Origin of the sequence: Burkholderia sp. AU15512, from assembly GCF_002223325.1 — a bacterium.
In the GTDB taxonomy this organism is placed as follows: Bacteria; Pseudomonadota; Gammaproteobacteria; order Burkholderiales; family Burkholderiaceae; genus Burkholderia.
The window spans coordinates 698,623-722,870 of sequence record NZ_NKEX01000008.1; the positions used below are offsets into that span (position 1 = coordinate 698,623).

At 68.0% G+C, this 24,248-nt stretch carries 20 protein-coding genes; 6 read left to right on the forward strand and 14 right to left on the reverse strand.

From position 1 onward, the window contains the following. Positions 1-10: 10 nt before the first annotated feature. Positions 11-2,200 (reverse strand): TonB-dependent siderophore receptor, encoded by a 2,190-nt coding sequence (locus CFB43_RS35385; protein WP_089498722.1) that lies wholly within the window; start codon positions 2,198-2,200, stop codon positions 11-13. A gap of 399 nt (positions 2,201-2,599) precedes the next feature. Between CFB43_RS35385 and CFB43_RS35390 the strand changes: the two genes are divergently transcribed. Beyond that, a complete protein-coding gene (locus tag CFB43_RS35390) occupies positions 2,600-3,556 on the forward strand; it encodes a mannuronate-specific alginate lyase (protein ID WP_089498723.1) in 957 nt (318 codons plus the stop codon). A gap of 31 nt (positions 3,557-3,587) precedes the next feature. On the opposite strand, the gene CFB43_RS35395 is transcribed toward CFB43_RS35390, so the two are convergent. Beyond that, positions 3,588-4,613, reverse strand: coding sequence for an AraC family transcriptional regulator (locus CFB43_RS35395; RefSeq protein WP_089498724.1), 1,026 nt, complete (start codon positions 4,611-4,613; stop codon positions 3,588-3,590). A gap of 353 nt (positions 4,614-4,966) precedes the next feature. On the opposite strand from CFB43_RS35395, the gene CFB43_RS35400 reads away from it, so the two are divergent. From CFB43_RS35400 to CFB43_RS35420, 5 genes are all read left to right on the forward strand, one after another. Beyond that, positions 4,967-6,214, forward strand: coding sequence for a dienelactone hydrolase family protein (locus CFB43_RS35400; protein ID WP_089498725.1), 1,248 nt, complete (start codon positions 4,967-4,969; stop codon positions 6,212-6,214). Between the two features lie 40 nt (positions 6,215-6,254). Beyond that, on the forward strand, positions 6,255-7,043 hold the full coding sequence (locus tag CFB43_RS35405; RefSeq protein WP_089429707.1) for an SDR family oxidoreductase: 789 nt from the start codon (positions 6,255-6,257) through the stop codon (positions 7,041-7,043). A gap of 70 nt (positions 7,044-7,113) precedes the next feature. Then, a complete protein-coding gene (locus tag CFB43_RS35410) occupies positions 7,114-8,352 on the forward strand; it encodes a styrene monooxygenase/indole monooxygenase family protein (RefSeq protein WP_089498726.1) in 1,239 nt (412 codons plus the stop codon). A gap of 5 nt (positions 8,353-8,357) precedes the next feature. Then, positions 8,358-8,885, forward strand: a complete 528-nt coding sequence (locus tag CFB43_RS35415; RefSeq protein ID WP_089498727.1) for a flavin reductase family protein — start codon at positions 8,358-8,360, stop codon at positions 8,883-8,885. Between the two features lie 36 nt (positions 8,886-8,921). Continuing rightward, the gene (locus CFB43_RS35420; RefSeq protein ID WP_089499063.1) at positions 8,922-9,878 is read left to right on the forward strand and encodes a SphA family protein; all 957 of its coding nucleotides are present in this window, start codon (positions 8,922-8,924) and stop codon (positions 9,876-9,878) included. 49 nt (positions 9,879-9,927) lie between these two features. Here the strand turns inward: CFB43_RS35420 and CFB43_RS35425 are convergent, their stop codons facing one another. The 12 genes from CFB43_RS35425 to CFB43_RS35480 all read right to left on the reverse strand — a co-directional run bounded on the left by CFB43_RS35425 (position 9,928) and on the right by CFB43_RS35480 (position 24,167). Next, positions 9,928-10,902, reverse strand: a complete 975-nt coding sequence (locus tag CFB43_RS35425; protein WP_089498728.1) for a hypothetical protein — start codon at positions 10,900-10,902, stop codon at positions 9,928-9,930. Further along, positions 10,899-11,417, reverse strand: coding sequence for a (2Fe-2S)-binding protein (locus CFB43_RS35430; protein WP_089444303.1), 519 nt, complete (start codon positions 11,415-11,417; stop codon positions 10,899-10,901). Before CFB43_RS35430 ends, CFB43_RS35425 begins: the two co-directional genes overlap by 4 nt. Next, complete coding sequence (locus CFB43_RS35435) at positions 11,414-14,149, reverse strand: xanthine dehydrogenase family protein molybdopterin-binding subunit (RefSeq protein WP_089498729.1); 2,736 nt, start codon at positions 14,147-14,149, stop codon at positions 11,414-11,416. The genes CFB43_RS35430 and CFB43_RS35435 overlap by 4 nt, the downstream gene beginning before the upstream one ends. A gap of 834 nt (positions 14,150-14,983) precedes the next feature. Further along, complete coding sequence (locus tag CFB43_RS35440) at positions 14,984-15,973, reverse strand: type II secretion system F family protein (RefSeq protein ID WP_089498730.1); 990 nt, start codon at positions 15,971-15,973, stop codon at positions 14,984-14,986. Positions 15,974-16,009: 36 nt separating this feature from the next. Beyond that, entirely contained in the window at positions 16,010-16,987 is a 978-nt protein-coding gene (locus tag CFB43_RS35445) for a type II secretion system F family protein (protein WP_089498731.1), read from the reverse strand. 33 nt (positions 16,988-17,020) lie between these two features. After that, positions 17,021-18,388: a CpaF family protein gene (locus CFB43_RS35450; RefSeq protein WP_089498732.1), complete on the reverse strand. Its 1,368-nt coding sequence runs from the start codon at positions 18,386-18,388 to the stop codon at positions 17,021-17,023. Positions 18,389-18,406: 18 nt separating this feature from the next. Next, positions 18,407-19,615 carry an AAA family ATPase gene (locus tag CFB43_RS35455; RefSeq protein WP_089498733.1) on the reverse strand — a complete coding sequence of 403 codons (1,209 nt, stop codon included), beginning with the start codon at positions 19,613-19,615 and terminating at the stop codon, positions 18,407-18,409. A 22-nt stretch (positions 19,616-19,637) separates the two neighbouring features. Next, positions 19,638-20,081 carry a TadE/TadG family type IV pilus assembly protein gene (locus CFB43_RS35460; protein WP_089498734.1) on the reverse strand — a complete coding sequence of 148 codons (444 nt, stop codon included), beginning with the start codon at positions 20,079-20,081 and terminating at the stop codon, positions 19,638-19,640. Then, positions 20,078-20,611 carry a TadE/TadG family type IV pilus assembly protein gene (locus tag CFB43_RS35465; RefSeq protein WP_089498735.1) on the reverse strand — a complete coding sequence of 178 codons (534 nt, stop codon included), beginning with the start codon at positions 20,609-20,611 and terminating at the stop codon, positions 20,078-20,080. Before CFB43_RS35465 ends, CFB43_RS35460 begins: the two co-directional genes overlap by 4 nt. 13 nt (positions 20,612-20,624) lie before the next feature. Continuing rightward, positions 20,625-21,896 carry a pilus assembly protein TadG-related protein gene (locus tag CFB43_RS35470; RefSeq protein WP_089498736.1) on the reverse strand — a complete coding sequence of 424 codons (1,272 nt, stop codon included), beginning with the start codon at positions 21,894-21,896 and terminating at the stop codon, positions 20,625-20,627. Positions 21,897-21,921: 25 nt separating this feature from the next. After that, positions 21,922-22,224 carry a hypothetical protein gene (locus CFB43_RS35475; RefSeq protein ID WP_089498737.1) on the reverse strand — a complete coding sequence of 101 codons (303 nt, stop codon included), beginning with the start codon at positions 22,222-22,224 and terminating at the stop codon, positions 21,922-21,924. 20 nt (positions 22,225-22,244) lie between these two features. After that, a complete protein-coding gene (locus CFB43_RS35480) occupies positions 22,245-24,167 on the reverse strand; it encodes a type II and III secretion system protein family protein (protein ID WP_089498738.1) in 1,923 nt (640 codons plus the stop codon). Positions 24,168-24,248: the final 81 nt, after the last annotated feature.

The following is a 24,248-nucleotide window of genomic DNA, read 5'->3' on the forward strand; positions in this document are numbered from 1 at the left end:
GCGTTCGCGACTACCAGGTGTATTTCGCGGTGGCCAGCACGGTCCGCTCGTTGCCGAACACGCAGACGGTATACGACGTGCAGCCGCTGACATAACGCCGGTCGAACAGGTTCGCGACGTTCAGCGCGAACCGCCAGCGCGGCATCTCGTAGTGCAGCGCCAGGTCAACCAGCGTCACGCTCGGCACGGTCAGCGAGTTGTCGGGCGCGCCGGCCGACGCGCTCTGGTAGCGCACGCCGCCGCCGATCCCGAGGCCCGCCAGCGCGCCCGTGCGCCAGGTCCAGTCGGCCCACATCGACGCCATCTGCCGCGGCAGCGGCACCGCCACCGGCCAGTGGTTCAGCGACGCGTCGTTCGCCTGCACGTTCTTGACGTCCTGATACACATACGACGCGACGACCGACAACTCGCGGGTGACCTTGCCGAGCGCGCTCAGCTCGATCCCGCGCGAGCGCACCTTGCCGGTCTGCACGGACGTCGTGCCGGTCGGGTCGAGACTCACCGGTGCCGGCGTCGCGACGTTGGTCTGATCGATCTGGTAGACGGCCGCACTCAGCAGCAGGTTCCTGCCGGGCGGCTGCCAGCGCAGCCCGGCTTCCGTCTGCTTGCCGCGTGTCGGCTTCGGCAAGCCGCCGCCGACCATCCTCACGCCGATGACGGGATCGAACGACGTCGAATAGCTCACGTACGGCGACAGCCCGGCGTCGCCCTGATAGGTGAGCCCGACGCGCCCGGAGAACGCACTGACGTCCTGCCGCGCCTGCGTGCCGGCCGTCCGGTCGTCGAACCGCGCATTGACGAAATCCTCGCGGCCGCCGAGCGTCAGCGTCCAGCGCCGCCAGCGGATCTGGTCCTGCGCATACACGCCGAACGTGTTCATCGCCGTGTACTGGTCGACGTGGCCGAGCGACGTCGGGCCGGAGAAAATCGCGTCCGTGACGGGCCGGTAGACGGGTTGATACAGGTTGAGCGACGGCGCCAGCGCGAGCCACACGCTGTTGGTCGTCGTCTGCCGGTCATATTGCGCGCCGAGCAGCAGCGTATGTTCGAGCGGCCCCGTGCCGAAGCGCGCCTGTGCGTGGTTGTCGATGTCGAACCGGCTGTAGTTGAGCTGGAACAGCCCCGCATAACGCATCATGTTGGTGCTGCTGCGGGGCACGAAGCCGATACCGAACACCGTCGCGTCGTCGAGCGACAGGTGCGACCAGCGCACGTCCTGGTGCAGCGACCAGATCGCATTCACGCGATGCTCCAGCGCGTAGCCGAGCGACCACTGCTTCTTCCGGTAGTCGTTGAACCCGGGCGCACCCATGTAGATGTCCTGCGACAGCGGGCCGTTCGGGTTCGGCAACACGGTGCCCGACGCGGGCAGGAAGTTCGACGAAATATCGCTGCCGTCCTGCAGGAACGTCGCCGAGAGCGTCAGTGACGTATCGGCGGTCGGCCGCCATCGGAACGACGGCGCCAGCGCGATGCGCCGGTCGCCGTTCGGGCCGGTGACCGCGTTGCCGTCGCGCGCGACGCCGACGAAGCGGTACACATAGCGGCCGTCGGGGTCGAGCGTATCGCCGACATCGAGCATGAACTGCTTGCGCGCGTCGTTGCCGATCTGCACGCCGGCTTCGCGGACGCGCTCGCCGTCGGCGAGCTTCGTGTGTGCGTCGACGATCGCGCCGGGTTCACCCGCGCCGTACAGCACCGACGTCGGCCCGCGCAGCACGGCGATCGAGTCGATCGTGTACGGGTCGACGCGCCAGTTCGCGATCACGGCCGTATTCGGCGCGGCCACACCGTCGACGTACAGCGTCGGCGTGAAGCCGCGCAGCGCCGCATACCAGTCGGTGCGGCTGTCGGCGCCGAACGTGGCAAATCCCGGCACGTAGCGCAGCGCCTGGTTCAGGTCGGTCGCGCCGGTCATCTCGATCTGCTGCGCGGTCACGAGATTGATCGTTTGCGGGATCTCGGCCACCGGCGTGTCGGTCTTCGTGCCGGCCGTGGTGCGCAGCCCGACGAGCCCGCTCGACGCGCCGTCGGCCGTCCCGGTCACGTCGATCGTCGGCAGCACGGCCGCCGCCGCGCCGGCCGGCGGCGTGACTGCCGCACCCGATGCCTGTGCGTGTGCGCCGCCCGCCGCCACGACCCACACGCTCCCGGCCGCGATCGCCCTCGCGCGTCGCGCCGCGCCCGTCCCCGTTACCATCGTTCCTTGCTCCGTCGTGCTGGTGGCCGATTCGGCCCGATCGCGGCGCGACGCGCCGTCGGCGTCCGCCCTGCGTTGTCTTCCTGGCGATGCTGATTGCGCGCGAGTCGGCATGCACCGGCCCATGGCGTCGGTCGCGAGCGCAGCGATGATACCGGGGGAAAGTGGCGCAGTCTCGAAAAAGAAAGTGCGTCGTCGGCCGGCGCCGGGCAAGGCGGATGAAAGATGGGGACGCTAGACTGCGTGCGCCACGGGAAACCGCCGCGGGCTGCACGGCCCGCGCGCGTCACCGGGGTTCGTCGTGCCTTGGCGGCCGCGCGTCCTGCATCGCGAGGGTGTCCGCCCCCGGTTCGGCTTCCGTGTTTGCCGCGTCACCGTCACGTCACCACCGAGGACCGTATGCGCCGCCTGTCGACTCGCCCCCTGCTCGCCGCGTGGCTCGCGGTGAGCGCGCTGTGCTGTGCCGTGCCGTCGGCGCGCGCCTGCGACATCCCGGCCGCCGTCACGACGATCGATCCGCCCGGCTACTATGACGACGCCGCCGGCTATGCGCGCGCGGTCAAGCCGATGCGCGATTTCATTTCACGGCTCAATGCGTCGGCGGACAAGGGGGACTGGTCATGCGCCGTGAGCCTGCTGGAAAGCTGGGCGCGGGCCGATACGCTGATGGGCCGGATCACCGGTTACCAGGGCGACTACGAGCGTTCGTGGGCCGGCACCGACTTCGCGATGGTGATCCTGCGCATGCCGCGCGACGTACGCGACGCGAACCGCGCGCGGTTCGACGCGATCGATCCGTGGCTCGAACGCATCGCGATCGCCACCCGCGATGCGCAAGCGATCAACCATCTGCACAACAACCTCGTGTACTGGGCCGGACTCGACCTGATCGCCATCGGCACCGTGACCGGCAACGCGAGCCTCGTCGATTCGGGGCTGCTGCGGGTACGCGAAGGCATCCGCGACATCGGCCCCGACGGTTCGCTGGCACGCGAAGTCAAACGCGGCAATCGCGCGCTGCACTATCACACGTTCGCGCTGCTCCCGCTCGTGTTCGCGGCGGAACTCGTGCAGCGGCGCCATATCGATCTCTATCGGGAAAACGACGGCGCGATCGGCCGCCTGGCGAACCTGGTCATCCATGCGGTCGTCGATCCCGCCAGCTTCACCGCCATCACGCCGGTCAGGCAGGACCTGTTTCCGTGGACGTTCCGCGATGAACTGAGCTGGGTCGAGCCGTACTACGCGCGCTTTCACGACGCGCGGCTGCCGGCGATCATCGCACCGCGCCGCCCGTTCACCGAATGGCGGCTCGGCGGGGACGTGACGGCGGTCTGGGGCGCGCCGCTGCCGTAGCGGAACCGCGAGCGGGCTGCCGCATGAGCCGCTAGGCGCGCCCGCGCCGCATCCTGAGCGTCGCGGACGGCGACTCGCCGAACGCCCGCTTGTACTCGATCGCGAACCGCCCGAGGTGCGCGAAGCCCCATTTCAGCGCGACGTCCGTCACCGACGCGAGGCCCGGCGACGCATCGGCCAGCAGTTCCTCGCGCACATGTTGCAACCGCAACTGCCGCACGAAGCCCATCGGCGTGGTGCCGTGGCGATGACGAAAGCCGGCGAACAGCGTGCTCGGGCTGACGCCGGCGAGTTCGGCGAGCCGTTCGATCGTCAGCGGCTCGTCGAGATGCGCGCGGATGTAGTCCTCGACGCGCCGCACGTAAAACGGCGCAATCGCTACCGCCAGATGCCGCGTGCCGTTTCGCGCGCTGTTCGGGTGGCCGTGCAGCAGCAGGTTGAGCAGCGTCGATTCGAGCTGCTCGAACGCGAGCGGATGACGCAGCGGATGCGCGTCCGTCGCGATCGCGCCGGCGAGGATCGGCAGCATCTGCATCAGACACGCGCCCTGCGACGACGACAGGCTGAATGCCGGCTCGAATTCGACCGGCGCGCGCCGGTCGTCGCCGAAATGCCGCTGCGCGTGACGCTCCATCACTTCGCGCTCGATCCGCAGGATGACTTGCGGACACGCGTCGCCCCAGCGCATCTTCAACGGCAGCGTCGGCGAGATCAGCGACGCGGTGCCGGGCGACGACACGAAACGCGCGGATCCGCACTCGATCTCCGCGTCGCCGCGCAACGGGATCTGCAACAGGAAGAAGTGCTCGAGCGGGCCGGGCTCGATGCTGACGCCGCCGCCATAATCGAGCAGGTTCAACGACAGGTTGCCCCAGCGTGCGTGATGCATGCAGCTGTGCAGCGCGCGCGATTCGCCGGTCGGCGTGAGCCGGTGCGGCTTGAAGACGTCGGCGACGCGTGCGCGCACCTCGTCGACGTCGTTCGACTGCAGCAGCAGGTTGTCGTGATTGAAACAGGCCGTATCCGGCAGCCAGCCCGTTTCGGAAAATTGCGCCATCGAAGTTCTCCCGTCATGCTCCGTTGCACTCGCGCCGTGCATGCATTCCCGATGTGGGGGCATCCGCCGCACGATCCGGATAGCGTCCGGAGTATCCGGACAGTCCGGACGCCCAAGCACGCGAGTCCCGCCCACATGACGCAAGAAGCGGACCGTTCGCGCATCGTAGAAAACTGTGCGGGGCTTCCGCATCCGCACATACCCGCAGTCAGCCGCGCGCCTGCCCACGCGCGGCGGCCGGTGCAACAGGTTTCCGGAATTCGCGGATACCGGCCGAAGAAAGCGGATAGAAGTGCCCATTTCGTCCGCCAATACTGGGCCCGTCGCAGCAAAGAACTGGAATGGAGGGACATATGCAAGGACGTCACATCGAGATTCCGTCGCCGGACGGCGGCACGTTTCGCGCATACCTGAGCACGCCGGCCGGCGGCACCGGGCCCGGCATCGTGCTGTGCCACGAGATCTTCGGCGCGAACGCGACGATGCGGGAAGCGGCCGACTACTACGCGGAGGAAGGCTATACGGTGCTCGTGCCCGACCTGTTCTGGCGCCAGGCGCCGGGGATCGAACTCGGTTACTCGGCCGCCGACGTGGAACGCGCGATGGCCCTTTACCGCGAATACGACGAGAACAAGGGTGTCGAGGACATCGGCGCCGCGCTGGACGTGCTCAAGCGGCTGCCCGAATGCACGGGCGAAGCCGGCGTGCTCGGCTACTGTCTCGGCGGCAAGCTCGCGTATCTCGCCGCGTGCCGGCTGCCGGACGTGGCCGCAGCCGTCAGCTACTACGGCGTGGGCATCGAGCAGGCGCTCGACGAGGCGTCGCACCTGCACGGCCGGCTCGTGCTGCAGATCGCGGGACAGGATCGCTTCTGCCCGCCGGACGCGCAGCAGCGCATCGCCGATGCGCTGGCCGGGCGCGACGGCGTCGAAGTATATGTGTATCCGGGTGTCGATCACGCGTTCGCGCGCGCCGGCGGCGATCATTTCGACAAGGCCGCCGCGAGCATGGCCCATCAGCGCGCGATTGCCGCGTTCCGTCCCGCGCTCGGCCCGCACTACGACCTGTCCACACTGTGGGAAGCGCATCTCCGACACGAATTCGACACGCGCAACGTCGATGCCACGATGGCGACGATGGTCGCCGAACCGTACGTCAACCATATTCCGACGCTGACGGGCGGCGTCGGCTACGACGAGCTCAAGCGCTTCTACACGCATCATTTCGTGCACGCGAATCCGCCGGACACGACGATCACGCCGATCTCGCGCACGGTCGGCGCGAGCCAGATCGTCGACGAGCTGCTGTTCTGCTTCACGCACACCACCGAGATCGACTGGATGCTGCCGGGCGTCGCGCCGACCGGCAAGCGCGTCGAGATTCCGCTCGTCGCGATCGTCAAGTTTCGCGGCGACAAGCTCTATCACGAGCACATCTACTGGGACCAGGCGAGCGTGCTCGTGCAGATCGGCCTGCTCGATCCGGCCGGCCTGCCGGTCGCGGGCGTCGAAACGGCCCGCAAGCTGCTCGACGAAACCGTGCCGTCGAACGGCCTGATGCGCCGCTGGCAGGACAGCGAACCATCGACCGGCGCGCATTGACGCGCCCACTCCCTCACCCAACGATTTCCGGAGACACCCCATGACTGCCCTTGCTGGCAAAGTCGCGATCGTCACCGGCGGCGCCACGCTGATCGGCGCCGCGGTCGCGCAGGACCTGAGCCGCGCCGGTGCGTGCGTCGCGATCCTCGATCTCGATGCGGAGAACGGCGCGCGCGTGGCCGACTCGCTCGGCGAACGGGCGATGTTCGTCGCGCTCGACATCACCGACGATCGCGCGATCGAGCATGCGGTCGCGGCCATCGTCGAGCGGTTCGGCGCGATCGACGTGCTCGTCAACCTCGCGTGCAGCTACGTCGACAACGGCATCCAGGCAACCCGCAACGACTGGCTCGCCGCGATGGACGTCAACGTCGTGTCGGCGGCGATGCTCGCCAAGGCCGTGCATCCGCAGATGGTCCGGCGCGGCGGCGGCGCGATCGTGAACTTCAGCTCGATCTCGGCGCAGTGCGCGCAAACCGGCCGCTGGCTGTACCCGACATCCAAGGCGGCGATCCGCCAGCTCACGCGCAGCATGGCGATGGATCTCGCGCCCGACCGCATTCGCGTCAATTCGGTGTCGCCGGGCTGGACGTGGTCGCGCGTGATGGACGAGCTGACGCACGGCGACCGTGCGAAGACCGATCGCGTCGCCGCGCCGTTCCACCTGCTCGGCCGGGTCGGCGATCCGTCCGAGGTCGCGCAGGTCGTGACGTTCCTGTGCAGCGACGCGGCGAGCTTCGTGACCGGCGCCGACTACGCGGTGGATGGCGGCTATGCCGCGATGGGCCCCGAACAGGCGGTGCCGGCCATTCCGCGTCTCGCGGAGTGACCGTTCCTCGCCGCCGCATCCCGCCATCATTTCCATCCCGGCCGGCATCCGGCCAACCAAGGACATACTCATGAGACGCATCGCCATCGTCGGCGCCGGCCAGTCCGGCCTGCAACTCGCCTTCGCCCTGCTCGACCAGGGTTACCACGTCACGCTCGCGACCAACCGCGACGCCGAGCAGATCCGCACCGGCAAGGTCATGTCGAGCCAGTGCATGTTCCACACGTCATTGCAGATCGAGCGCGATCTCGGCCTGAACGCGTGGGAGGAAGCGTGCCCGTCCGTCGAAGGGATCGGCATCGCGGTGCCGCATCCGGACGGCAACGGCCGCAAGGTGATCGACTGGTCGTCGCGGCTGACGCGCTATGCGCAATCGGTCGACCAGCGCGTGAAGATGGCCGACTGGCTCGACGGCGTGAAGCGCCGGGGCGCGGACGCGCGCATTGCCGACGTCGGCGTGCCCGAACTCGAAGAACTGGCGCGCAGCCACGACCTCGTGCTGCTCGCGGCCGGCAAGGGCGAGATCGTCAACCTGCTCGGCCGCGACGCTGCACGCAGCGCGTTCGACCGCCCGCAACGCGCGCTGGCCCTCACCTATGTGAAAGGGATGACGCCGAGCCAGCCGTATTCGCGCGTGCGCTTCAACCTGCTGCCGGGCATCGGCGAGTATTTCGTGTTCCCCGCGCTGACCACGACGGGCCCCTGCGAAATCATGGTGTTCGAAGGCATTCCGGGCGGCCCGCTCGACTGCTGGGCCGACGTGAAGACGCCCGAGCAGCATCTGGACCGCAGCCTGTCGTTCCTGCAGCAGTACGTACCGTGGGAATTCGAGCGCTGCCGCGACGTCGAGCTCACCGATCCGAACGGCACGCTCGCCGGACGCTTCACGCCGACGGTGCGCAAGCCGTTCTTCCGGCTGCCGTCGGGCCGCACGGTGTTCGGGATGGCCGATGCGGTGGTCGTCAACGATCCGATCACCGGCCAGGGATCGAACAACGCCGCGAAATGCGCGAAGGCGTATTTCGATGCGATCGTCGCACGCGATGCCGCGCCGTTCGGCGAAGACTGGATGCATCAGACCTTCGAAGGCTACTGGGCGTATGCGCAGCACGTCGTGCGCTGGACCAACTCGCTGCTCACGCCGCCACCGCCGCACATCCTCGAACTGCTCGGTGCGGCCGGCCAGTTGCCGTCGCTCGCCGCGGCGATCGTCGACGGCTTTGACGATCCGCGCCGGTTCTCGCCGTGGTGGTTCGAGCCGTCGGCCTGCGCAGCGATGATCCGCGAACACAGCGCACGCACGGAGTGACCGACATGGAAACGACCGCTACCGATCGCCCGGCGCTCGACCCGCTGCAGTTGCGCGCCGCGTTCGGGCAATTCCCGACCGGCGTGACCGTGATCACCACGTGCGCGGCCGACGGACGCAAGGTGGGCCTCACCGCCAATTCGTTCTCGTCGCTGTCGCTCGATCCGCCGCTCGTGCTGTGGAGCCTGCGCAAGGTCGCGCCGAGCCGCCCGGATTTCGTCGCGGCCACCCATTTCGCGATCAACATCCTCGCGCACGACCAGATCGACCTGTCGCGCCGCTTCGCGACGCCCCGCGCCGACAAGTTCGACGGCGTGCTTCACGTCGATTCGGAAACCGGCGGCGTGCCCTGCCTCGACGGCGCGAGCGCGCGCTTCGTGTGCCGCAACGTCGGCCATTACGAAGGCGGCGATCACCTGCTCTTCATCGGCCAGATCGAACAGTTCGACGCAAACGGCCGTGCGCCGCTGGTGTTCCATGCGGGCCAGTATCGTGCGATCGCCGATCATCCCGATCTTTTTCGTGCTGATTGATTAGTTATACCAATAAACCAACAGAAGGTGATGAACATGAAACTCGGCTCTCGCGTGCTCGTCGTCGCAGGCCTCACGATCGCCGGCATGGCCGCAAGCGCACCGGCCGGCGCAGCGGACCTGCCGGCGGTCAACCTCGGCATGACCAGCTTCCTCGACGGGATGCCGCCGGCCGGTGCCGGCTGGTACGGCACGCAGTACCTGCAGTACTACACGGCCGGCCGCGTCAACGACAACGCGGGCAACAAGGTCGGGCTGCCGAAGCAGGACATCGACCTGTTCGCGGGGCTGAGCCAGCTCGTCTATCAGTCGCCGCGGACGTTCGCGGGCATGCATCCCGGCCTCGACGTGATCCTGCCGTGGATCGCGGCCGCGCGAACCGACGACGGCATCGGCAACGTCGCGCTGAATGCACGCGCCGGCTTCGGCGACCTGCTGATCGGCCCGTTCATCCAGTTCGACCCGGTGATGGGCGCGCAAGGCCCGCGCTTCGCGCAGCGCGTGGAATTCCAGTTCATCGCGCCGACCGGCGCGTACGATCCGTCGCGCGCGATCAACCCCGGCAGCCATGTCTGGTCGTTCGATCCGTACTGGGCGGCGACGCTGTGGCTCACGCCCAAGTGGACCGTGTCGTGGCGGCTGCATTATCTGTGGAATGCGACCAACCATCAGCCGGCCACGTCGCTCGGCCCGGACGTGACGTCGACGCAGGCCGGCCAGGCGATCCATGCGAACTTCGCGACCGAGTACGAAGTGCGCCCCGGCCTGCGGCTGGGGCTCAACGGCTACTGGCTGCGCCAGACCACCGACATGAAGGAAAACGGGCAGGACGTACCGGGCACGCGGGAGGCCGTGTTCGCGATCGGCCCGGGGGCGATGGTCAGCTTCTCGCCGCAGGATCATCTGATGTTCAACGCGTACTTCGAGACCTATGCGCGCAACCGGCCGCAGGGCACGCGGATGGTGCTGCGGTATGTGCATCACTTTCAGTGACGGCCGCGAACGGGTGAACGGGCACGACGTTCCGCCGCCCGGCGGCCTCCTACTTCGCCGCCTGCGCCGCGGGCGTAAAGGTGCACATCGGATCGTTCTTGCCCCGCGCCGAACAGCACGCGAGCAGATCGCTCACCGACTTCACGTTGGCCGCGTTCCATTCGTCGCGGCTGCGGTTGTTGTCGATCGGCATCCAGTGCGTCAGCGGATAGCGGCTCGCCAGCGGGTTGCTGCCTTTCGGCGGCGGCAGCAACCCGGCGGCGAGCGGCACGTAGATCTTGCAACTGTTCTGGTCGCCGATCCGGTGGCAGCCGATGCAGGTGTTACCGGGCGTGCTGATCGCGTGCGACGTCCATGACGCGAAGTCGGCCCCGAGATTGACGTACTTGCCCCACGGATCGGTCGGCACGCGGTTCCATACCTGCCCGATCCACGGGCTGTACATGACCGGGCTCGCATCGTGGCACGACACGCAGCGCTTCGTCGCGGTCGCAGCCGGTTTCCACCAGAATTCCGCGGCCGACGGCCGACCGGGCGGCGGGGTCTTCTCGTTCGGCGGCGGCACGCGCGACGCATCCATGCCGCCCGTGCCGCCCTTGTCCGCATGAAACCAGCAGGTCTTGCCGTTGCGCACGTGGTGCAGCACGATGTCGACTTCGTCGTAATACGGGCTGCGGTTCTCGCGGATCTGCTTGCGACGGCAAAACGCCGAGATCTGCGTGTCGCCGTGAGACAGGTCGAGGATCTTCGAGTAAGGCGTGCATTGCCCGGAGGTCGGCGCGTCGTACGGCAACAGCGCCGGGCGATCGCAGGTCATGTGTGCCGCGTACCGCGCGGGCACGCTGCCGTTGACGGTGATCGGCACGTCCGTCCCGCTGTTGCAGTCGAACGCGGGAATCTCGCCGATTTCGTCGGTGCACTGCTGCGCGTATTCGTGCAGGGACGCATCGGCGCCTTCCGCGGCAAACGGGGCGGGAGCGGCCAGCAGCAGCGCCAGCGCCGCGATGCAGGTCCTGATCGTCATGCCGCCTCCTTCGTGTAGCGCATCGCCACCTTGCGGATGGCCTCGATGTATTTGACGTAGCCGGTGCATCGGCACACGTTGCCGCCCACCCACGTCTCGATCATCGCGTCCAGCTCGGCGGCGGGCACCGGCTGCGCGCGCAGATGATCGAGCATCGCGGTGGCGGCCATCAGGAATCCCGACGCGCAGTAGCCGCACTGGAACGCGAACGATTCGAGAAAGCTCTGCTGCAGCGGCGACAGCGTGCCGTCCTGCGCGAGCCCTTCGATCGTGTACACGTGCATGCCGGCCATCGCGCTGACCGGCGTCGAGCACGACAGCGTCTTTTCCATCGGCGCATCGGGCGTGTTGCGCACGCCGACCGTGCACGCCCGGCACACGCCGATGCCGCAGCACAGCTTCGTGCCGGTCAGGTCCTGTCGTTCATGCAGGAAGTCGATGAGGTTCATGTCGGCGTCGGCGGCGGGGGCCTCGACGGGCTGGCCGTTCACGACCATGCGGACCGGATCGCTCATTGCAGTGCCTCCCGAATCTTGTCCGGCGTGACCGGCGTGACCCTGAACCTTCGCCCCGTCGCCATCGCCAGCGCATTGAGCAGCGCCGGTGCGATCGGGCACATCACCGCTTCCGCGATGCCGCGCGCATTCGCGGGATCGTTGCCGGGCGGCGGCAGCGCGATCAGCTCCTGCTCGGGAATGTCGGGCAGGCGCGTCACCTCGTAGCGGTCGAGGTTCCATCGGCCGCCACCCGGGCCGTCCGGGCCGAGCGGGCACGTCTCGGTCAGCACGTTGCCGATCCCCATCGCGACCGCGCCCTGCGACTGTCCTTCGACGAGCTCCGGCGACAGTTGCCGCCCGACGCTCACCGCCGACACCACGCGCTCGACCTTCACGCGCCCGTTCGCCGGATCGACGGACACGCCGACGAGCGACGCCGATGGCGCGTAGGTCGTGCGTCCGTAGAGGGTCGTGTCGACCGGCGGCGCCTGCAGCGTGCGGTACAGCGGCGTCAGGAAGTAGGGATCGAGGCCGACCGCCACGTAGTCGTAGTCGATTTGCGCACTGCCCGACGCGAACGGATAGGTGCCCTTCCAGAAGTAGCCGGCATAGCTCGCATGCACGGCCGCCACCGTCTGCAGGCCCAGCTTCGTGATGGTGCCGAGCAGCGCCGGCCACGAAATCGGCGCGAGGCCGTTCGCGACGAGCGCACCATTGGCCCAGCGCACGTCCTCGGCGCGCACGGGCACGCCCCACCACGCACGGGCGGCCGGCAGCACGCTTTGCAGGAACAAGGCCTGTGCCGCCCCCTTCACTGCGTGGTACTGATGGAATGCGCCGAGACAGGCGCTCGACGAACCGTACGTGTAGCGCACCGTCTTCGGATTGGCCGACGGGTTGCTCGAACGCGTGAGCCCGAGTGCATTGAACGGCCCGATCTCGCTCATGGCGATCGTCTGCGCGTTCTGCCCGAGAAATTCGGACGGTGCGAGACCCAGCGTCGTGGCCGCGCCGTTACCCATGTCGGTGTACGGCGTGACCACGCGCAGCCGGCTGTCGGGCAGGATCTGCACCATCCCGAACATGCCGTCGCCGGAGGTGCCGTAGGCCTCGTTCGCCATCGCGAGCCCAACGCCGTAACGGAGATGACGCGCACCGCGTTCCGCGCGGGTGCGCTCGCGCTCGCGCCACAGCGGGTGCTGTTCGAGCCGGTCGAGCAGCGCGTCGAGCTGCAGGTCGAACAGGATCGGTGCACCCGTGATCGCGCGCCCCTTGCCGAGCCCGGGCGTGCCGCCGAGAAAATTGGCGCGACGGATCGCGAACGGCGACAGCCCGAGCCGGCGCGCGGCCTCGTCCATCAGCGTCTCGACGGCCATGAACGCCTGCGGGCCGCCGAAGCCGCGCTGCGATCCGCCGAACACTTCCCGCGTGTAAGTCGAGGCCGCCTGCGCGCGCGCGCGCGGAATCTCGTAGCAGCTCATCGCGCTCAGCGCGGCGAGCTGCGCGACGTACGGCGACAGGTTCTTCTTGCCGCCGCCGTTCATCAGGAAATCGCACGTGATCGCTTCGAGCTTGCCGCGCCGGTTGAACCACAGCGATTCGGAAAACTGCGTCTCGCAGCGCTTCAACCCGACCTGGAACTGCTCGTAGCGCGACTGTTGCCAGCGTAGCGCGCCCTTCGCGAACGGCGCCGCGAGCGCGAGATAGAGCGGGAAATAGGACTTGTCGCGCCCGCCGAAGCCGCCGCCCGGATAGCATGCGATGACGTGGGCCTCCTTGACCGCGACGTCGCTACCCTGGAACAGCCCGAGCGCGCCGGTCGCATCGTCGTTCGCCGACTGCGTACCGAGCACGAGGCTCATTTTCGCGCTGGACGCGTCGTACCATGCGAGCCCCGCTTCCGGTTCCATGAACATCGGGTCCATCGCCGGCGTCTCGAATCCTTCGTTGCCGGTCGCGCGCACGCCGATCCACGCGCCGGCGGCCGCGTTGCGGGCGATCGTCGCGTCGATGTTGGCGACCGCCTCCTCGCGTTGCTTCAGGTATTCGGCGGTCGGCTTGCCGCTGCTGTCGGTCTGGTAGTTGTCGACGTAGTTGAAGCCGCGTTCGTCGTCACGCACGTAGATCGTCACGGGGGAAAACGGCACGGCCTGCGCGGCCGTCGGGCGAGTGACCGGCGCGCCGTAACGGATCACGCCGCGGTTGAAATCGAGCAGCTTCTTCGCGCGACGATAGACATCGAAGTTCTCGAACACCAGCAGCGCGGCCGGTTGTCCGTAGCAATCCGCCGGGTGGCCGGTGCGCGCAAGCCAGTAGATGTCCTGGTTCGCGATCGGGTCGGCCTCGGGGGCCAGCGGAATCCGTCGCGCGCTCAGCAGCGCGTTGTCGACGACGGCGATCGGCCGCAATTCGGCCGGCAGCACCCCGAGGTCATAGCCTTCGTACACGGCGTCGACCCGATCGCACCGCAACGCATAGAGCCAGTTCTCCTGCTGCGGCCAGCCGACGAAGTCGCGCGACTTGAAGTCGCGTGCGTAGATCTTCTGGCCCGTGACCTTCGGGATGCCGTCGATGCGCCAGCGCGCCTTGCCGGGCACCGGCGCCCAGCCCGGCCCGGCCGCGTCGTCGCCTGCCTGCCCGGCGGCGCCGAGCGCCAGCGCCGGCAAATGGGTGATCGAGATCGCGACGAGCGCGCCGCTCCCGGCCAGCTTCAGAAACGTCCGGCGTGTCACAGGCACATCGATGGCCATGCTGGGTCCCTCGTTCGAATGGTCGTGCCGGCACGGTCGACGCGCGACGCGACGCCGGCCGGGTGCGGGCCGCTTCGCGTGTGCTTCGTCGTGCGGGATGTCGGTGCGGAAACGGTCTTGCGGACGCGGTCGCGTGCCGGTGGTCAGGAATCGGGGGGAAGCGGACCGGGGAACGTGCGCGGCGGATTCGCGCGGGCGCCGCGGGCCCGTGGATGTCTGCTGGATGAAGCGTCAGGCCGCCTGCTTGCCATTGCTTGCTCGTTCATGTTTCCCCCGGCCTTGATCGTGCGTGACTGGCCTGTTTTCCGTATTGTCGGGCCGTCTCTTGATTTTCAAGTGTTGTTGTTCTGTATTGCCGGCACGTGCAACGTTTGCGTCGTCAGTACCGCGATGCAGACATGATTTCCAATAATGTAGAAATTCGGGCCGGGTATTTCAAGGAGATTTTCGGATGGCGCGCAGCGGTGCGCAAAAGAACGAACGAGAAGCCATTGCAATGAACGACTAAGTCAACAATCCCGCCAATCATTGCCGTCGTTCAATATCAGGCGCAGCATCGCCGTGCCGTTTCATTCGAGCGCACAACGCGATGCCGGCAAACTTCGCCGGCATTCAGGTTAGCAGTAGGGGGCAGCCGCTGAGGCGGTGGACTACGGCTCGTTCCATGGCCGACCATGGATCCAGGATGCCTTGACGCCGCTATGGTCAACCTGTCTCGCGGCGCCGCCTGGGGAGGGAGCCTCCATGAAGCCTGCTACCGTGCCGGCCGGCGGGGGTGGTCATCCGGCACGCAACACCTTGATCGACGCAACCGGCGCAACGCCGCTGCGTCACTCACTGCCCGATGCCCACGAACGTCGGCAGCAGCACGCGATAGACGTGGATCATCGCCGGCCCGAGCAGCACCATCATCAGTGCGGGGAAAATGCAGAAGATCAGCGGGAACAGCAGCTTCAGCGCGATCTTCGCGGCCCGCTCTTCCGCGCGCATCCGCCGCCGCGTGCGCAGCAGGTCGGACAGCACGCGCAGCGATTCGCTGATGCTCGTGCCGAAGCGGTCGGCCTGGATCAGCATCGCGCAGAACGACTCGATGTCCTCCACGCCGGTACGCAGCGCGAGATTGCGCAGCGCCGTCTCCTTCGTGAAGCCGGAGCGCATCTCGAGCAGCAGCAGGTCGAGTTCGCTCGCGACCACCTCGCTGCTGAACCGCAGCTCCTCGCTCACCTTCATCAGCGCCGCATCGAGCCCGAGCCCCGCTTCGACGCACACCGTCAGCAGGTCGAGCGCGTCCGGGAAATCCTCGAAGATCTTGCGCTGGCGCACCTTGACCCGCTGCGACATCACGATGTTCGGAATGTAGTAGCCGATCCCGGCGAGCGCGACGAGGATCGCCGACAGGATCACGTGTTCGTCGCCGAGCGACGTCGGGATCAGCACCAGCAGCGCCGCGCACGGCAGCCCGAGCGCGAGCGCCGTCTTCGCGGTGAAATACAGCGCGGCCGCGCTCTGGTTGCGCCAGCCGGCATTCATGAGCCGGATGCGCAGCGGCGAATTCTCCCAGCCGTCCTTCGGCACCGACAGCTTCGAGATCGGCGTGGACAGCTCGACCAGCTTCGCGACCCAGCGCGACGCCAGGTCGTCGCCGTCGCCCGCGCCCGCCGCGCCGGCCACGCCAGCCGCGCCCGCCCCGGCCCCGCCGGCCTGCCGGACCCGGCGCTGGATGCTGCGCGGCGCGAACAGCAGCATCGCGACGAGCGCGCCGCCGGCCACGAAGAGGAACAAGCCGCCCAGCATCACGGCCTGGACTACGCTCAGGTTTTGCATGACAGCCTCGCAACGGTTCGTTATACGGCTCGCGCGTCAGACGCGAATGCGCACGATACGGCGGATCCAGATCAGCCCGAACAGCATCGACACCAGCATCGTGCCGACCATCCGGATCCCCGCCGGGTCCTCCCAGAGCACGGACAGGAATTCGCGGTTCAGCAGCGCCATCACCGCGGCGGTGCCGAACGGCAGCAGCCCGAGAATCCACGCCGACAGCCGCCCTTCCGCCGACAGCACGCGCACCTTGTCGAACAGCTTGAAGCGCTCGCGGATCAGCGCGGCGATGCTGTCGAGCAGCTCGGCCAGGTTGCCGCCCGTCTCGCGCTGGATCAGCACCGCGATCACGAAGTAGCGCAGGTCCTGCACCGGCACGCGCGTGACGAGGTTCAGCAGTGCGTCGTGCAGCGACACGCCGTAGTTGACCTCGTCGAACGTGACGCGGAACTCGCCGCCCATCGGCTCGGGAAACTCGTCGCCGACCATCCCGAGCGTGCTCGTGAACGAGTGGCCGGACCGCAGCGCGCGCGCGATCATGTCGCAGATGTCCGGCAACTGCCGCTCGAGCTTGCGCATCCGCTTCCCGCGGCAGCGCATCACGTACATCATCGGCAGGCATCCGGCGAACAGCGCGACCGGCAGCGCGGCGAGCTGCGGCAACGTCGCGAAGCTCAGCGCCAGCCACGCGAACGCCGCGAACACCGTGCTGAGCATGATCAGCTTCGGCAGCGTCCAGTCGAGGCCCGATTGCTGGATCACGAGATCGAGCCGATGCACGCGCGGCATGCGCAGCAGCAGCCGGTCGAACGGCTTCGATTCGTCGAGCATCCGCTTCTTCAGGATCGACAGCCGTTCCTGCTGCACGTTGCCGCCGGCCGACATCGCCCGGATGCGCGATTCGATCCGGCGCGCGGCCGCGCCATGCCGCGCGTTCCACCATTGATAACCGCCTTCGATCGCGAGGACCACCGCGACGAAGGTGAGAATCACAAAACCGTAAAAGATCGTGTTCATGAAGCCTCCCCGGCAGCGAACGGCGCCCTGTCGTCAGTTCGTCTCGTACCGCTGAGACGGGTCGTACAGCGAATCCGGCAGGTTGATGCCGAACGCCTGCAGCCGCTCGACGAACTTCGGCCGCACGCCCGTCGCGCAGAAGTGGCCGCGTACCGAACCGTCGCGGTCCACGCCCGTGCGCTTGAACGTGAAGATCTCCTGCATGTTGATGATGTCGCCCTCCATCCCGGTGAGCTCCTGGATGCTGACGATCTTGCGCCTGCCGTCGGTCAGCCGCGCGGCCTGCACGACCACCGAGATCGCCGATGTGATCTGCTGGCGCATCGTCTTCGGCGGCAGCGTCAGGCCGGAGACGCTGACCATGTTCTCGAGCCGCGTCAGCGCGTCGCGCGGGGTGTTCGCGTGGATCGTCGCGAGCGAGCCTTCGTGGCCGGTGTTCATCGCGTTGAGCATGTCGAGCGCTTCGGCACCGCGCACTTCGCCGAGGATGATCCGGTCCGGGCGCATCCGCAGCGCGTTGCGCACCAGCGTGCGCTGCGTGATCTCGCCCTTGCCTTCGATATTCGGCGGGCGGGTTTCGAGCCGCAGCACGTGCGGCTGCTGCAGTTGCAGTTCGGCGGCATCCTCGATCGTCACGATCCGCTCGTTGCGCGGAATGAAGCCGGACAGGATGTTGAGCAGCGTCGTCTTGCCGCTGCCGGTGCCGCCCGACACCAGCACGTTCACCTTCGCGCGCGACAGCGCGTCGAGCAGCTCGGCCATCGGCGGCGTCAGGCTGTGGTAGCGCACGAGGTCGTCCATCTTCAGCGGATTGACCGCGAAACGCCGGATCGACATCAGCGGCCCGTCGATCGCGGACGGCGGGATGATCGCGTTCACGCGCGAGCCGTCGGGCAGCCGCGCATCGACCATCGGGCTCGATTCGTCGATGCGGCGCCCGACGCGCGACACGATCTTCTCGATCACCTTCATCAGGTGCGCGTCGTCGTAGAACGTCACGTCGGTCAGTTCGAGCTGGCCGAAGCGCTCGACATAGACCTGCCGGTACGTGTTCACGAGGATGTCGGAAATGCTCGGGTCGCGCAGCAGCGCTTCGAGCGGGCCGAAACCGAACATCTCGTCGTACACGTCGATCGCGAGCTGCCGCCGTTCGATGTCGTTCGCCGGCAGCCGCTCCTCGTCGAGGATGCGCGTGATCAGCAGGCCGATCTCCATGCGGACCGATTCCTGCGGCATCCGCGACAGGCGCTCGAGCTCGACACGTTCGAGCACGGCCAGGTGAATTTCGCGGCGCAGCTTCTGGTATGCGTCGCGCACCGACGAATGGGCCGGGCCGGCCGGTTCGCTGCCCGTCGCCAGCGGTTGGGCCCGTTGCAAGGACATCTGTTCGCGCAATGACATGATGGTTCCCCGAAAGATTTACATGGACTTGAGCTTCGGCGTGGCCTTGCGGCCGAACAGCCGGGACATCAGCGGTTCGCTGTGCGTCGCGCCGTGCCCCGCCCGCACCTCCCCTTCGACGAGTTGCTTCGCATACCCCTGCAACGCACGGACGACCCCCGTGCCACGCGCGACCCGCGACACCGGATGGCCCTGGTTGATCGCTTCGAGCACGGTGTCGGCATCGTCGGGAATCGTGCAGGCCGCGTGCAGGCCGAGCACTTCCTCGAGCGCCGTGCGGGTGCGCTCGCTCGCGCGCGTCGCGCGGTTCACGATCAGCCGCATCTGGTCGGCCGAGTAGCCGAGCGACACGAGGATCTCCAGCAGCCGGCGCCCGGCCCGCACGTGCGGCATCGCGGGCTGCAGCACGAGCGCGATCTGGTCGCTGCGATCCAGCGCGACCATCGACAGCGGATTGATGCAGACGCCGACGTCGAAGATCACGTAGTCGTAACGCGGCGCGGCGACGCCCAGGATCCATTCGAGCGCGTCCTCGCGCATCTCGGCGGCCTTGACCGGGTCGCCGGCGCCCGCGAGCACGTGGAAGTTTTCCGTCACGTGCGCAACGCTCGCGTCGAGGAACGCGCTGTCGAGCCGTTCGATCTGCGCGCACAGCTGCGGCAGCGTCGACGGCGGGGTTTCGTCGCTGACGAGGAACGCCGCGTCGGCGAACTGCTGGTTCAGGTCGATCAGCAGCACGCGGCGCTTGAAGCCTTCCGCGATCTCGAACGCGAGGTTGCTGGCCGCGAAGCTCGTGCCGGCCCCGCCCTTGCACGACATGAACGACACGATCCGCGTGTCGTCGGTGTCGCGCCGCGTGCTTTGCGCGGCGGCCCGTTCGAGCGCGTGGCCGAGCGCCTGCGGGTCGAGCGGCCACTGCAGCACGTCGCGGGCGCCCGCACGCATCGCGTCGAGCAGCACGTGCGGCGAGGTGTCCGCCGTCACGAGAATGCAGGTCAGGCTCGCGTGCGCGCGGCAGATCCGTTCGATAGCCGACAGCTCGGACGGGTCGAGCGACGTGCCGTCGACCAGCAGGATGTCGAACGCGTCGAGCCCGTCGGTGCGATGTTCGATCTGCGACGGGCGGCCGGTCGCGCGTGTCGCGCGATAGTGTCCGCAGTCGGCCACGAGGCGCGCGATCTGCGTGAGTCGCGCGGTGTCGTCGGAAGCTACGAGGATGTTGATCATGTCGTGTGCCTCGCCTGTTCGATCAATTGCAGTTGGCGCCGCCGGTCGCGGAAGTCAGGCTTTCGCGCGGCAGTGTCGTCGTGAACGGCGGCATCGTCACCGTGATGTTCACGAACGGGATCATCGTCTTGACGGTGACGTTCGTGACGCTGACCGTCACGAACGCGCACGAATTCACGTCACAGCTCGCGGGCGAGTAGTTCACCGACACGTTCGCGGCCTGCAGCAGCGGCAGCAGCGATCTCACCCGCTTCACGACGCCGGCCGCATTCACGTCGCACACCACCGCCGTGCGCGCGCCCAGGCGCACGGCTTCGCTCGCGGTGCCCCAGTAGAACAGCACGCGGCCGAACTCGAAGATGCCGATCAGCAGCATGATCAGGATCCACGCGATCAGCGCGAACTCGACGATCGCCGAGCCGCGCTGGGCACGCCGGCGTGACGGGGGGGCATGGCGCGCGTTCATGACACTTGCCTCATCACGGTGACGATGTTGTTGAAGGTGATCGACGGCAGCCCCGGGAACGCGGGGATCGGCTGGTACTTGTAGCCCGTGATCTTCACTTCGACGACGTTGATCGCGCCCGTCGCGGTGCCGCCCGACGCATTGTTGTTCGAGTCGTAGGTCGGCAGGTTCGCGAACTGCGACGGGTCGGACGTGTCGCTGCAGCCGGTCGTGCGCTGCGCGTCGCAGATCGTCACCATCGACGTCTTGAGCCCCGGCACCAGCTCGGTGCCGGAAGCCCCGCACGTCGTGCTGCCGTAGACGACGAGGCACTGCGCCTGCGAGGCCGGATACGCGCTGTCGGTCGGCAACCAGACCGACAGGTAGCGCGCCGCGTCGCGCGTCGCCTTGGTCAGCGTCTCGAACTGGTAGATCGCGCGGCCGAACTCGGCCACGCCGGTCGCGAGCATGATCATCGGCATCAGCACGAGCGCGAACTCGACGGCGACGGCGCCGCGGGTGCGCGAACGGCGAAACGGGGGCTTTTTCATGATCCGCTCTCCGCTATTGAACGAGCATCGGGACCTGGGTCCCGGACGCGCTGCCGCTGCCCGGCAAGCCGTGCGTCGCGCACGGACTGTTGCCGGAGACCGACGAGCCGAGGTATTCGAGGTGCGCGACGATTCCGCCTTTTCCTGGACTGAACGGCACCGGGTCGAGCATCAGCACGCAATCCCATTGCGTGACGTGCACCTTGCCGCTGCTCCCCTTCAGCGTCGAACAGTCGCCCTCCGGTGCGAGCGCGACGCGGCGGTCGCCGCCGAAGGTCTGGTAGTTGCTGGCCGTCGCCGTCCCGCTGGTGGCGATCCCGCTGCCCGAAGGCGGCGCGCCGTCGCCCTGGTAGGACTTGAAGGCTGCGCGGTCGGCGACGAACTGCGTGTACGCGTCGCCCTTGATGCCTGCCGTTCCGGGCGGCCCGTAGTTCGGGCCGACATACGCGTAGCCGGTGAAGTCAGGCTGGCCGCTCGAACCGTTCGCGCCATTCGTATAGATGCCGAAGCGCGTGTTCCAGGCACGCAACGATGCCGACTTCAGGCCCGTTGAACCGAGGTCCGGCGGGCTCGTGATGTTGCAGGTGTTGCTCGACAGCTCGCTGGCGATGGTCGGTTCATTCGTCGAGCCGTCGAGCGCCGCCCAGCCGAAGTTGCCCGGCCCGTAGGTCGTCGACGAACCGGACAGCGACGAGATCCAGTCGCCGACCTTGTAGGCCGGATCGGACGGGCCGCGGCACACGAACACCGGAATCGCGCAGGTCGTCTGCCCGCCGCCGACGGTGGCGATCGCGCTGGCCGACACTTCCGCCGCGTTCGCGAGCTTCGTGCCCGGCAGCACGTTCAGTATCTCGATGAACCAGTGCGCGATGTTGCTCAACGTGGCGGTGCACTGCACGTACTTGATGTTCGCCGGCGTCGTGACCGAGTTCTTCGTGAGGAACGCGTTGGACAGCGAGTCGCTGAACGTGACGTTCGCGTTCGTCGACATCTGCACCGACTTGTTCTGGAAGAACACGAAGTTCAGGTGGCCGGCGGCGATGCCGTCCGCCTCGGCCACCGACAGGCTGATGGCCGAAGTCAGGTCACGCGCAGCCGACAGCGCGCAGGCATCGGCGCTGTTCTGCAGTTCGCTGCGCGTGACGTACAGCTTGCCGAGATCCAGCGCGAGGCCGACGAACCCGATCATCACCGCCAGTGCGAGACCGACGATGATCGCGACGGCACCGCGCTGGCGATGCAGGCTGCGACGCATGACTTTCGGATGGCGAGCTGCGCTGTTCATGGCGTTCTCCCTGAGCGTGCCGTCGTTACTGGGTGGACTTGCCGATGCCGATCACGAACGCATTGGCGGGCGGCACGGTTTGCTTGAACGACTTGTCGTAGTTGTCGAGCGCGGCCGCGGCGGCAGCGCCGTCGACCCCCGGCGCCGACACCGAGGCCGCGTGTTCGGCGGCATGCGGGTCGATGATCTGGGCCTGGGTCACGGCGCGGACCGAATCGCCGAAACGGGTGTCCCACACCGGGGTCGAGGACATGCAGCCGGCAAGCGCGAACGCGAGCGGTGCGGCGAGCGCCACGCGGCGCACGATGACGAGGTAGGCGGATTTCATGAGCGTCCCCTTGGATGGCTTCAACGATCGGTGGATTCGGGTGCCGCGCTCACGCGCACGACCTGCTGCGCATGAACCGCCGCCGGTGTCCGGCGCTTCGGCTGCCCCGTGGGCTGGGCCGGCGTGTCGGAACCGGCTGCCGCAAGACGGGCGGCGGCGGCTTCGATACGCGCGATGCGGGCCGCGTTGTCGGGTTCGTGCTGCGGGACGGCGGCGGCAACCGGTGCAGGCGTCTTCTGCGGCTCGGCCGGCGCCGGCGGCTGCGCGTCCGTCCCCTGCGGCACGCGCGGTGCGGGCAGCGCGGCGGCCGGGCCGGCGGGCGCTTCCGATTGCGGTGCCGGTGCCGGTGCGGGGGCCGGGGTCTGCGGTGAGGCCGCCGCGCCGTTCGCCGGTTGAGCACCGTGCTTGCGGAGGCCACCGCGGCCTTCCATGTTGCCCGTCGCATACACATCGATTTCGTTCGGCTTCGTGAAGCTGTCGGTCGGCAGCGGCACGTCGGCGGTCTGCAGCGGCTTCACCAGGTGCGGCGTGATCACGAAGATCAACTCGGTGCGGTCCTGCTGGAACGAGGTACTGCGGAGCAGCGCGCCGAGCACGGGAATTTCGCCGACACCCGGGAGCGCCTTCAACGCGCCGGTCCCGTTGTCCTTGATCAGCCCGCCGATCGCGAACGTTTCGCCGTCGCCCATCTGCACCGTCGTCGATGCACGCCGCGTCGTGATCAGCGGCAGGATCGACGTGCCGCCGATGTTGGACGCGCTCAGCGTGACGCCCGTCTGCGACAGCTCCGACACTTCCGGCGCAACCTTCAGGCTGATCCGGCCATTGCCCAGCACGGTCGGCGTGAACTTCAGCGCGACGCCGAATTCCTCTTCCTGCAGCGTGATCGACGAGACGCCGTTGCTGCCGCTCTGCGGGATCGGGATGAAGATCTTGCCGCCGGCGAGGAACGTCGCTTCCTGGCCGCTGATCGTCACGAGATTCGGCTCCGCGAGGATCTTGACCAGGTTGTCGGTGTTCTGCGCATCGGCCGCGAGGTTGAACGGCTTGTTGTTCGCCTTGCTGAAGGCGATGCCGGTCGCGACGCCCGCGAGCAGGTTGCTGACCAGCGCGCCGCTCCACGAACCGAAGCCGCCCTGGATGTTGAGCGCGCTGCCCATCTGGTTGATCAGCGTCTTCGACACCTCGGCCACCTTCACCTCGAGCATCACCTGCTGCGGCGACGTGACGTTCAGCATGTTGAGCACCCCGCCCGCCTTGCCGCCGCTCGCCGGATCGCCCGCGCTGTCGCCGTACGCCCGGGCGATCTGCATGGCCTGCTGCGCGGCCATCGAGCTCGACACGGTGCCGGCCAACACGATCGTGCCGGCGGCGGTCGACACATGGATGTCGCGCTCGCTCGGCATCAGCTGCATCAGCGACGCCTGCAGGCCGCCGGCATCCGCGCCGACCGCGACGTCGATCACGCGGCATGCCCCGCTCTTGCCCTGCACGATCATGTTGGTCGTGCCGACCGCGAGCCCGAGGATGTACAGCGTCTGCGGCGACACCATCGTGGCCTGCGCGACGGCCGGATTGCCGATCGTCCGATTACGGACCGGCTCCGGCATCGGCACCAGCAGCGACTTGCCGAGCGGCACGCTGACGCTGGTCGATTCGCGCACCGCGCCGACGCAGTTCGGTCCGCGCAGCGGCCCCGCCGCCGCCGCGGGCGCGGCGGCCGCCACCGGCGCCATGCTGATCGTCATCTGCATCGGCCCCTTGCCGACCGCGGCCGGCGCGCTGGCGCCGCCCTTGGTCAGCGCGGCCGACTCGACGCCTTCCTGCGCGAGTGCGCCATAAACGGTCAGCCATCCTGAACAGAGGATCGCGGCCATCATCGTGCCCCGTGCGACGCGTGTCTGCAGCGGGCCGGTACCTGTGCGTTGCGGTTTGATCTTCATTTCGTCTGATCCCCCGAGAGACCGGCGTCGCGCCGGTTATCGACTGCCAGGGCCGCCGCGCGTTGCCGGCGGCCGTTTATG

What these genes read in the sequence shown, in the direction of transcription:
- CFB43_RS35385 (WP_089498722.1), bottom strand. Translation starts at nt 2,200, where the DNA reads ATGGTAACGGGGACGGGCGCGGCGCGACGCGCGAGGGCGATCGCGGCC.
- CFB43_RS35390 (WP_089498723.1), top strand. Translation starts at nt 2,600, where the DNA reads ATGCGCCGCCTGTCGACTCGCCCCCTGCTCGCCGCGTGGCTCGCGGTG.
- CFB43_RS35395 (WP_089498724.1), bottom strand. Translation starts at nt 4,613, where the DNA reads ATGGCGCAATTTTCCGAAACGGGCTGGCTGCCGGATACGGCCTGTTTC.
- CFB43_RS35400 (WP_089498725.1), top strand. Translation starts at nt 4,967, where the DNA reads ATGCAAGGACGTCACATCGAGATTCCGTCGCCGGACGGCGGCACGTTT.
- CFB43_RS35405 (WP_089429707.1), top strand. Translation starts at nt 6,255, where the DNA reads ATGACTGCCCTTGCTGGCAAAGTCGCGATCGTCACCGGCGGCGCCACG.
- CFB43_RS35410 (WP_089498726.1), top strand. Translation starts at nt 7,114, where the DNA reads ATGAGACGCATCGCCATCGTCGGCGCCGGCCAGTCCGGCCTGCAACTC.
- CFB43_RS35415 (WP_089498727.1), top strand. Translation starts at nt 8,358, where the DNA reads ATGGAAACGACCGCTACCGATCGCCCGGCGCTCGACCCGCTGCAGTTG.
- CFB43_RS35420 (WP_089499063.1), top strand. Translation starts at nt 8,922, where the DNA reads ATGAAACTCGGCTCTCGCGTGCTCGTCGTCGCAGGCCTCACGATCGCC.
- CFB43_RS35425 (WP_089498728.1), bottom strand. Translation starts at nt 10,902, where the DNA reads ATGACGATCAGGACCTGCATCGCGGCGCTGGCGCTGCTGCTGGCCGCT.
- CFB43_RS35430 (WP_089444303.1), bottom strand. Translation starts at nt 11,417, where the DNA reads ATGAGCGATCCGGTCCGCATGGTCGTGAACGGCCAGCCCGTCGAGGCC.
- CFB43_RS35435 (WP_089498729.1), bottom strand. Translation starts at nt 14,149, where the DNA reads ATGGCCATCGATGTGCCTGTGACACGCCGGACGTTTCTGAAGCTGGCC.
- CFB43_RS35440 (WP_089498730.1), bottom strand. Translation starts at nt 15,973, where the DNA reads ATGCAAAACCTGAGCGTAGTCCAGGCCGTGATGCTGGGCGGCTTGTTC.
- CFB43_RS35445 (WP_089498731.1), bottom strand. Translation starts at nt 16,987, where the DNA reads ATGAACACGATCTTTTACGGTTTTGTGATTCTCACCTTCGTCGCGGTG.
- CFB43_RS35450 (WP_089498732.1), bottom strand. Translation starts at nt 18,388, where the DNA reads ATGTCATTGCGCGAACAGATGTCCTTGCAACGGGCCCAACCGCTGGCG.
- CFB43_RS35455 (WP_089498733.1), bottom strand. Translation starts at nt 19,615, where the DNA reads ATGATCAACATCCTCGTAGCTTCCGACGACACCGCGCGACTCACGCAG.
- CFB43_RS35460 (WP_089498734.1), bottom strand. Translation starts at nt 20,081, where the DNA reads ATGAACGCGCGCCATGCCCCCCCGTCACGCCGGCGTGCCCAGCGCGGC.
- CFB43_RS35465 (WP_089498735.1), bottom strand. Translation starts at nt 20,611, where the DNA reads ATGAAAAAGCCCCCGTTTCGCCGTTCGCGCACCCGCGGCGCCGTCGCC.
- CFB43_RS35470 (WP_089498736.1), bottom strand. Translation starts at nt 21,896, where the DNA reads ATGAACAGCGCAGCTCGCCATCCGAAAGTCATGCGTCGCAGCCTGCAT.
- CFB43_RS35475 (WP_089498737.1), bottom strand. Translation starts at nt 22,224, where the DNA reads ATGAAATCCGCCTACCTCGTCATCGTGCGCCGCGTGGCGCTCGCCGCA.
- CFB43_RS35480 (WP_089498738.1), bottom strand. Translation starts at nt 24,167, where the DNA reads ATGAAGATCAAACCGCAACGCACAGGTACCGGCCCGCTGCAGACACGC.